At 70.1% G+C, this 8,963-nt stretch carries 9 protein-coding genes; 6 read left to right on the top strand and 3 right to left on the bottom strand.

Annotated elements, in window-relative coordinates; genetic code table 11:
• Nucleotides 1-96: 96 nt before the first annotated feature.
• Genes ACFV15_RS10125 through mnmA form a run of 3 tightly spaced genes read left to right on the top strand, consistent with a single transcriptional unit; the run spans nucleotide 97 to nucleotide 3,741 of the window.
• Nucleotides 97-1,461, top strand: a complete 1,365-nt coding sequence (locus ACFV15_RS10125; protein ID WP_378349861.1) for an MFS transporter — start codon at nucleotides 97-99, stop codon at nucleotides 1,459-1,461.
• 27 nt (nucleotides 1,462-1,488) lie between these two features.
• Nucleotides 1,489-2,661 (top strand): cysteine desulfurase family protein, encoded by a 1,173-nt coding sequence (locus tag ACFV15_RS10120; RefSeq protein ID WP_378349860.1) that lies wholly within the window; start codon nucleotides 1,489-1,491, stop codon nucleotides 2,659-2,661.
• 3 nt (nucleotides 2,662-2,664) lie between these two features.
• The gene (mnmA, locus tag ACFV15_RS10115) at nucleotides 2,665-3,741 is read left to right on the top strand and encodes a tRNA 2-thiouridine(34) synthase MnmA (RefSeq protein WP_378349859.1); all 1,077 of its coding nucleotides are present in this window, start codon (nucleotides 2,665-2,667) and stop codon (nucleotides 3,739-3,741) included.
• Between the two features lie 277 nt (nucleotides 3,742-4,018).
• On the opposite strand, the gene ACFV15_RS10110 is transcribed toward mnmA, so the two are convergent.
• Entirely contained in the window at nucleotides 4,019-4,468 is a 450-nt protein-coding gene (locus tag ACFV15_RS10110) for a GNAT family N-acetyltransferase (protein WP_378349872.1), read from the bottom strand.
• Between the two features lie 21 nt (nucleotides 4,469-4,489).
• On the opposite strand from ACFV15_RS10110, the gene ACFV15_RS10105 reads away from it, so the two are divergent.
• Complete coding sequence (locus tag ACFV15_RS10105) at nucleotides 4,490-5,221, top strand: class I SAM-dependent methyltransferase (protein ID WP_378349858.1); 732 nt, start codon at nucleotides 4,490-4,492, stop codon at nucleotides 5,219-5,221.
• On the opposite strand, the gene ACFV15_RS10100 is transcribed toward ACFV15_RS10105, so the two are convergent.
• Together ACFV15_RS10100 and ACFV15_RS10095 are read right to left on the bottom strand one after the other, a co-directional pair.
• A complete protein-coding gene (locus ACFV15_RS10100) occupies nucleotides 5,209-6,246 on the bottom strand; it encodes an MBL fold metallo-hydrolase (protein ID WP_378349857.1) in 1,038 nt (345 codons plus the stop codon). The genes ACFV15_RS10105 and ACFV15_RS10100 overlap by 13 nt on opposite strands.
• A 79-nt stretch (nucleotides 6,247-6,325) precedes the next feature.
• Entirely contained in the window at nucleotides 6,326-7,132 is an 807-nt protein-coding gene (locus tag ACFV15_RS10095; RefSeq protein WP_378349856.1) for a phospholipid scramblase-related protein, read from the bottom strand.
• A gap of 93 nt (nucleotides 7,133-7,225) precedes the next feature.
• Between ACFV15_RS10095 and ACFV15_RS10090 the strand changes: the two genes are divergently transcribed.
• On the top strand, nucleotides 7,226-8,263 hold the full coding sequence (locus ACFV15_RS10090) for a methionine synthase (RefSeq protein ID WP_378349855.1): 1,038 nt from the start codon (nucleotides 7,226-7,228) through the stop codon (nucleotides 8,261-8,263).
• 10 nt (nucleotides 8,264-8,273) lie between these two features.
• Complete coding sequence (locus ACFV15_RS10085; RefSeq protein WP_378349854.1) at nucleotides 8,274-8,957, top strand: hypothetical protein; 684 nt, start codon at nucleotides 8,274-8,276, stop codon at nucleotides 8,955-8,957.
• Nucleotides 8,958-8,963 lie beyond the last annotated feature (6 nt).

Below are 8,963 nucleotides of genomic sequence, written 5' to 3'. Positions count from 1 at the left end.
GTGCGTTCTTGGCCCGCCCGTTTACACCCGGCCGTACCACTCACGAGCCCTTAACGGCTTGACCTCCACCCCGGTCGAGGTACCAGGCTGGGGACCATGACCGACACACTGGGGGCACCGCCCAAGAAGGGCGTGCTGTGGACGCCGGAGCACCGCTTCACCACCGCCGGCCTCCTGCTGCTCGTCACGCTGGTGGCGTTCGAGGCGATGGGTGTGGCGACCGCCATGCCGACCATGGTCGCCGCGCTGCACGGGCAGAGCCTGTACTCGTGGCCGTTCACCGGGTTCCTGGTCGCCAGCGTGGTGGCGACCGTCCTGTCCGGACGCCTCGGCGACCGCAAGGGCCCGGTGCCCGCGCTGCTCGGCGGGCTGGTCGTCTTCGTCGCGGGCCTGTTGCTTTCGGGCAGCGCGCAGAACATGGCCACGCTGCTGGCCGGGCGGGTGCTGCAGGGTGTCGGTTCCGGGTTCTTCCTGGTCGCCTTCTCGCTGCTGATCGCGCTCACCTACACCGACCGTGAGCGGCCGGTGATGTACGCGGCCACCGCGGCGGCGTGGGTGCTGCCCGCCGTGCTCGGGCCGTTCGTCGGCGGGCTGGTCACCGTTCACTTCGGGTGGCGGTGGGTGTTCCTCGGGCTGGTGCCGTTCGTCGCGGTCGGCACGGCGATGCTGGTCGTGGTCACCCGGCGGCTCCCGCCGCACGCGCCCGGTGAACGGCAGGCGCGCGCGAGTGTGCCTGCCGCGGTCGCCACGGCACTCGGCATCGCCGCGTTGAGCTGGGCGGCGCAGCATCCTTCACTCGTCGCGCTCGGCTACGGCGCCGTGGCGCTGGCCGTGCTCGCCGTCGCCCTGCGGAAGCTGCTGCCCGCCGGGACGCTGACTGGCAGGCGTGGCTTGCCGACCGTGGTCGCCGCGCGCGGGCTGATCGCCGCCGCGTACGCCTCGATGGAGGCGTTCCTGCCGCTGACCATGTCCGCCGTGCACGGCTACAGCCCGTCGATGGCCGGGCTGCCGCTGACGCTGACCGCGCTCGGCTGGTCGGCCGGCTCCGCGGTGCAGGGCCGGTACCCGGACTGGTCGAGGGAGAACTCGCTGCGGCTGGGGTTCGCGCTGGTCGGCTTGGGCCTGATCGGGTTCCTGCTGGTCAGCCAGCCGTGGCTGCCCGGCTGGATCGCGTTCGCAGTCTGCACCATCGGCGGCGCCGGGATGGGCATCGCGATGCCCGCCATCTCCGTGCTGCTCTACCGCTACTCGCCGGAAAACGAGCGCGGGTTCAACACTTCCGCGCTCCAGCTGGTCGACTGGGTGGGCTCGGCGCTGCTGATCGGGATCGGCGGTGTGCTGCTGGCCGCGCTGGCCTCGGCCGAGCATCCGGGACCGGCGATGGCCGTGCTGGCGCTGATCACGATCGGTGTCGCCTTTTCGGGTGTTTTCCTCACCGGACGGTGGCCGGAAAAAGCCTGAGCCCAGTGCGACTATCCTGGGTGGGCGATGACCTATCTCGACCACGCGGCGACGACCCCCATGTTGCCCGAAGCCATAGCGGCGATGACCGAGGCGCTGTCCACAGTGGGCAACGCCTCGTCGCTGCATTCCTCGGGCAGGCGGGCCCGCCGGATGGTCGAGGAGGCCCGCGAGGTCATCGCCGCCTCGCTGGGCGCGCGGCCGTCCGAGGTGATCTTCACCGCCGGCGGCACCGAAAGCGACAATCTCGCGGTCAAGGGCATCTTCTGGGCCCGTGAGAAGCCCCGGATCCTCGCCAGCGCCGTCGAGCACCACGCCGTGCTGGACACCGTCGAATGGCTGGTCGAGCACTCGGGAGCCGAGATCACCTGGCTCGAGGTCGACGAGCACGGCCGCGTCAGCCCGGAGACGCTGCGCGCCGCCATCGCCGAGGACCCCGGCAGTGTGGCGCTGGTCACCGTCATGTGGGCCAACAACGAGGTCGGCACGGTCAACCCGATCGCCGAGCTCGCCGCCATCTGCGCCGAGCACGGCATCCCGCTGCACACCGACGCCGTCCAGGCGGTCGGCGCGATCCCGGTCGACTTCGCGGTCAGCGGCGCGAGCGCGCTGACGCTGACCGGCCACAAACTCGGCGGGCCGTACGGCGTCGGCGCGCTGCTGCTCGCGCGCGACACGCCCTGCGTGCCGCTGCTGCACGGCGGCGGCCAGGAGCGCGACGTGCGCTCCGGCACGCTCGACGTGCCCGCGATCCACAGTTTCGCCACGGCCGTCCGGGTGGCCGTCGACCAGCAGGAGAAGAAGGCGATCGAGCTGGCCGAGCTGCGTGACGAGCTCGTCGGCGCGGTGCTGGGCGCGGTGCCGGACGCGGTGCTCAACGGCGACCGCGACGGGCTGCCGGGCACGGCGCACTTCACGTTCCCCGGCTGTGCGGGCGACAGCCTGCTGATGCTGCTCGACGCCAAGGGCATCGAGTGCTCGACGGGCTCCGCGTGCACCGCGGGCGTAGCGCAGCCCAGCCACGTGCTGCTGGCGATGGGCGCCGATCCGATGGCCGCGAGGGGCTCGCTGCGGTTCTCGATGGGCCACACCTCGACCCGCGCCGACGTCGAAGCCGTCGCGCGGGAAATCGGTGGCGTCGTCACGAGAGCAAGGCAAGCAGGTCTCGCGGGTATGCGTAAACAAAAGCAGGAGGTGTAGCAAATGCGCGTTTTGGCCGCTATGAGCGGGGGAGTGGATTCGGCGGTGGCGGCCGCGCGGGCCGTCGACGCCGGGCACGATGTCGTCGGCGTGCACCTCGCGCTGTCCGCGAAGCCGGGCACGCTGCGCACGGGTTCCCGTGGCTGCTGCACGATCGAGGACTCGCACGACGCGCGCCGCGCCGCGGACATCCTCGGCATCCCGTTCTACGTCTGGGACTTCGCCGAGCGGTTCACCGAGGAGGTCATCGAGACCTTCGTCGGCGAGTACGCCGCGGGCCGCACGCCCAATCCGTGCGTCACGTGCAACGAGAAGATCAAGTTCGAGGCGTTGCTGGACAAGGCGATGGCGCTCGGTTTCGACGCCGTCGCCACCGGCCACTACGCCCAGCTGTCCATTGTGGACGGCGTGCCGTCGCTGAGCCGCAGCGTCGACGTCGGCAAGGACCAGTCGTACGTGCTCGCCTCGCTCACCCCGGAGCAGCTGCGGCACTCGATGTTCCCGCTCGGTGACTCGTGGAAGACCGACGTCCGTGCCGAGGCCGACCGCCGTGGCCTGTCCGTGGCGAACAAGCCGGACAGTCACGACATCTGCTTCATCCCCGACGGCGACACCAAGGGCTTCCTGGAGAAGCGCCTCGGCCAGGCCCCGGGCCAGCTGATCGACGCCGAGACCGGCGCGGTACTCGGTCAGCACACCGGCGTGCACGGCTTCACCATCGGTCAGCGCAAGGGCCTCGGCATCGAGGCGCCGGCGCCCGACGGCCGCCCGCGCTACGTCCTCTCGCTGGAGCCCGTCTCGGGCACCGTGAAGGTCGGCTCGGCGGACAACCTCGGCGTCGACGTCATCGAGGCGGACCGCCCGATCTGGCCGAGCGAGCGGCCGCTCGACGGCCCGACCGAGTGCACGATCCAGGTCCGCGCGCACGGCGGCATCGTCGAGGCGGTCGCCGAGGCCGATGGCGACGACGTCACGATCCAGCTGCGCGAGCCGTTGAAGGGCGTCGCGCCGGGCCAGGTCGTCGTTTTGTACAAGGGCGACGTCGTGCTGGGCAGCGCGAAAATCCGCGCCACGCGTTAAAGGGGTCGTGAGTGTTTACGCCGGTTCTAACCGGCAATACCACTCACGACCTCTGACTCCACTGGAGGAACGCTGGCTGTGGTGCGAAGGATTTGCGGCGTTGGACGACGCGAATCCTTCGCACCACCCGGGATCCGCCGGATGAGGGCCTAGCTCACCACGCAGAGCTGGGTGAAGGCTCCCTTCACCAACCCGAACTTGGTGAAGGAGGCCTTCACCAGCGGACTCGGAGCACGCCACCTTCGACTTTCCGCCCAAATAGAACCGCCCGCGACGCTCACGACCCCAAAGCGAGTTTGAAGCCGGTGTGGCTCGCGACGAAGCCCAGCCGGTCGTAGAAGCGGTGCGCGTCCACGCGCTTGTTGTCCGACGTGAGCTGCACGAGCGCGCAGCCGCGGCGGCGTGACTCGTCGATCGACCACCGCATGAGCTGCTCGCCGATGCGCTTGCCGCGCTGGTCCGAGCGCACGCGCACCGCTTCGACCAGGCCTCGCGACGCGCCGCCGCGGGCCAGCCCGGGAATGATCGTCAGCTGGAGCGTGCCGACCACGTCCGTGCCGTCGACGGCGACCATCAGCAGCTGCGCCGGGTCGGCGTCGATCTCCTTGAACGCCTTGATGTACGGCGTGAGGTCGTCGGCCGAGTCGCGGGTGAGGCCGAGCTGGTCGTCGGCGAGCATGCGCACGATGGCTTCGAGGTCGGCTTCGACGGCTCGTCGTATTTCGATCACGGTGCCAAACTACAAGCCATGACCAGGGGCTTCTATGACGACCTCGCCGGCACGTACGACCTCCTGTACGCCGACTGGGACGCGAGCATGGCGCGCCAGGCCAAGGCACTCGACTGGTTCCTGCCCGCGGGCCGGGTGCTCGACTGCGCGTGCGGCATCGGCACCCAGTCACTCGGCCTCGCGCTAAAAGGCCGCGACGTCATAGGCACGGACCTGAGCCCGGTCGCGGTCGCGCGTGCTCGGCGTGAGGCCGCGCAACGGGGCGTGCGCGTTTCGTTCGCGACCGCCGACATGCGCGCGTTGCCGTTCGGGGACGCCACGTTCGAAGCCGTTGTGTGCGCCGACAACTCGCTTCCGCATCTCACCACGCCCGAGGAGATGAGCGCCGGTCTCGCCGAAATGCGCCGGGTGCTCAAGCCGGGTGGCGGGCTGGTGATCAGCACCCGGCCGTACGACGGGGGCCGTCCCGGCTCGCAGCCGCCGTCGGTCAAGCACACCGCGAACGGCCGGGCGATCACGTTCCAGCTCTGGCACTGGCACGACGACGGAGAGCGTTACGACGCCGAGGTTTTCCAGCTATTGCCGGATGGCGAGACCTGGACTGTCCACACGCGACAGATGACCTACTGGGCCATCACCCGTGATCGGCTGACCCCGCTCGTCGCCGGGGCGGGGTTCGCCGACCTGCGCTGGGTCGAGCCGGAAGACAGCGGTTTCTTCCAGCCGTTGCTGGTCGCTCAGGCCGTGTAATGCCGCACACCGTCCACATCGGACGCGTGCAGCTTTCCGTTCACCACCAGCAGATCCAGGTGCGCCGCGGTCTCCAGCACGGCGAGCATCTGGTTGAACGCGTCCATGTCGCCGAGTTTGCGCTGATGCCTGGTCCAGCCCAGTCCTGCCGCGACCTCGTACGCCGTGCTCGCGCCGTCGGTGATCTTCCCGCCCATGATCTCCAGCCGCTCCCGGTGATGCTCCAGCAGCGCGTCGGCGCGCGCGTGGACACTGGGCGAGACGGCGCCGTGCGCGGGCAGCATCCGGCGGTCCGGCAGCGCCCTGACCACCTTCAGCGAGTCGATGTAGTCGCGAAGCGGCAGCTTGCCCGGCTCCGGCTGGAAACCGATCGACGGGGTGATGTGCGGCAGCACGTGGTCGCCGGTGAACATCAGCCCGGCGGCGCCGTCGTCGAACACGACATGCCCTGCCGTATGCCCAGGGGTGTGGATGACGTCCAGCTCACGGCCCGGCATCACCGTGCGGCGGCCGGGGGACAGCCACTCGTCGGGGTGCTCCCAGAGGTCGATGTCGGTGCGCTTGGCGTCGCCGATGAACCGGGCCAGCTCGTCGATCACCGGCGCGGCGTCGTGCAGGCGCAGCAGTTCGACCTGCCTGGCCATGCCGAACACCTCGGTGTCCGCGGCGAGCAGCAGCGAGGGCTCCTCGTGCTCCCCGAGCGCGACCTTGCTGCCGAACTCGCGGCGCAGCACGATGGCCTGCGTGTAGTGATCACGGTGCACATGGGTGACCAGGAACTGGCCGATGTCGGCCAGATCGGCGCCGATCGCCTTCAATCCCAGCGAAAGCAGCTCCCGCGCCTCGTCGAGCGCCCAGCCGGAGTCGATGAGCACGAGCTCCGAGCCGTCGGTGATGGCGTAGACGTTGACCGCGCGCAACGCGTCGTGCGGCAACGGCAGCGGGATCCGGTACACGCCGGGCGCCACGGCGTAGACGCCCGGCTCGGCCCAGTGACGGGTGTTGTCGTCTTCCAGCAGCTCCACGGCGACCCCTTTGTCTCTCGCGTGCCCTTCACCTTGGGCCGACGAGTGCCGCTAACGCGCTACCTTGAGACACACGTCACTAACGATCGTCCTGCTTGAGCGCGGTGTCGATCGTCAGCGCGGTCGCGACCACCATGCTGGCCAGCGGATCCTGCAGCGGCCGGTGGATCTCGACCACGTAGTTGTCCGCGGTGGTGAAGGCGGCCTTGATGAACCCGCCCCAGGTCTTGGTGACCCGCGCGACCTCGGTCTCGGTGTGGTCTTTGATCGAGAAGTTCCAGGCACGCCAGTTCTCCGCCTGGATGCCGCCGATCTTCTGCCCGTTGACCATGAACGAGAACCGGATCTTGCCGATCATGTTCTCCTGCACGATCTCGCCGATCGGCGAGTCGTCGGCACGGGTCACCAGGAACCGCGACTTGAACACCTTCGCCGGTCTCGTCACCTTCAGCACGGTGCTGTGGTTGGCGTCGCGGACCTCGAACTTGTGCGTGAGGAACTGGTCGTAGTTGGTGAGCAGCCGGATGGCCTTCTTCAGCGTGCTCTGCCCGACCTGCACGACGCCGCCGAGCCGGTTGCCGTTCTGGTCGAACACGCCGAACTCGTTGGCCATCTCGATCAGCTTGGCGCGCTGGTTCACCACGAGCACCGGCTCGGTGAACAGCGTCCCGCCGCCCTGGTTCCCGCCCGCGCGGCCTTGCGTGCCCTTCGCGACCTGCTGCTGGATACGCGCCGGGTCGTGCTGGCGCTCGATGTCCAGCTCGATCACCTCGGCGTCGTTCGCGCTCCGGGTGTTCGCGGTCCAGACCTGGCCGTCCCACCAGCGCACGTGGTCGGGATTCTGCTGATCGGGGTACCAGCCGGGAGGCGGCGGGTTGCTTGTCATAGCAGGTGAGAGTAGTAGCGCCGCACCGAAAGTGGAGCCAGTCCGGGGAAATGCGCCCAATGTCCGTGTCACGGGTACTGCCACACTGTGCGAGTGACTGTTCAACCTTGGTCCGCTGGTGCGGCCACCGGAATCGGCTCCATGCCGGGCATCGACCCGGCTGAAACCGCTTCCATCGTCTTCGGCGAGCTCCCGGAATTCCCCCACCTGGCTGAACTGCCCGCGCGCGGGCTCGGCGCCGACATCATCGGGCGGACCGCGTCGCTGCTGGTCGACCTCGCCGTCGAGACGGTGCCGAGCGGCTATCGCGTGGTCGCGCATCCCGGGCACGAGCACCGGCGAGGTGTCGACCTGCTGCGCTACGACCTCGACGCGCTCGAGGAGGCCCGCGAGAAGACCGGCGTCACCCCGCCGGTGCTCAAGACCCAGCTCGCCGGGCCGTGGACGCTGGCCGCCGGCGTCGAACTCGCGCGCGGGCACCGCGTGCTCACCGACCCCGGCGCCGTCCGCGACTTCACGTCTTCGCTGCTCGAAGGCCTCGCCTCGCATGTCGCCGAGCTGACCAAGCGGACCGGCGCCCCGGTCGTCGTCCAGTTCGACGAACCGACGCTGCCGGACGTGCTCGCCGGCTCGCTGTCCACGCCGTCGGGGTACGGCACGGTCCGCTCGGTGCCCGAGCCCGAGGCCCGCGAACTGCTCGCGCGCGTGATCGAAGGCGCCGAGAAGATCACCGGGCAGCCGGTCGTCGTGCACTGCTGCGCCGCGCGGCCGCCGGTCGCGCTGCTGCGCTCGGCCGGCGCCGGCGCGCTGGCCATCGACGCCACCCTGCTGGGTGGCACGCCCGCGTCGCTGCTCGACGACCTCGGCGAGGCGTGGGACAGCGGGATCAGCTTCTTCCTCGGGCTGGTGCCGTCGGCCGACCCCGGCACCGACGTCAAGCTGCGTGACGTCGCCGGGCCCGCGTTGCAGCTGGCCGACCGGCTCGGGTTCAACCGGAGCATCCTGGCCGAGCGTGCGGTGCCGACGCCGGCCTGCGGGCTGGCCGGTGCGAAGCCGGAGTGGATGCGGCGTGCGCTCGCTCTCACCCGCGATCTCGGCAAAGCCTTCGTCGAGCCGCCGGAAACCTGGTAGCCAGGTACCCATGGGTTTTTTCCGCCGCAACCGCACCGAAGACGTCCCCGACCCGCGCACGGCGTGGCCGGAGCAGGAGATCCCGGCCGACGCCGACGCGGCCGCCGTGGCGTTCTGGACCCGCTGGTTCGAGCTGCTGCCGCTGATCAGCGCCGCGCTGGGCGAACGCGAGCCGCAGCGGGTCGAGCACGACCTGTGCCAGGCGGTCGCGCTGCTGCACCCGGATCTGCACTTTTCACTCGACCGGGGACAGCGCGCGATCTATTCGCTCGTGCTGACCGGGCAGGAGGACCCGGCGCTGCGGCCGTACACCGACGCGTGGAAGGCCGCCGCGCCACCGGAGGACGCGATCTGGGAGTACCACGACTCGGTGCCGCCGGTGCCCGACCCGGCCGAGGTGACCGTCAACATCGCGCAGCACCGGATCTCGCTGGCGGATGTGCGCGTGGCCGCGCAGGTCGACGAGTCCGTTGTGGACGTCGCGGTCTACCACCCGGTGTTCGCCTCGCTCGATCCGGAGACGCGCTCGACGCTGACTTTCCTGCCGCTCGACGCGGCGCTGGGGGAGCGGCTCGCCGCCGAACGGTTACGCCGGGTGGAGACCGCCGAGGCCGAGCCGCAGGGCGCGATCACCCTCCTGGAGTTCCGTGACCTGGTGCGCGGCCTCGCCGGAACTGTCGGTGGGGACGACTAGTCTTAC

Origin of the sequence: Amycolatopsis sp. NPDC059657 (assembly GCF_042734395.1) — a bacterium.
GTDB lineage: Bacteria > Actinomycetota > Actinomycetes > Mycobacteriales > Pseudonocardiaceae > Amycolatopsis.
Note: the sequence above shows the minus strand (reverse complement) of the source record. Positions and strands in the feature narration are given on the sequence as shown.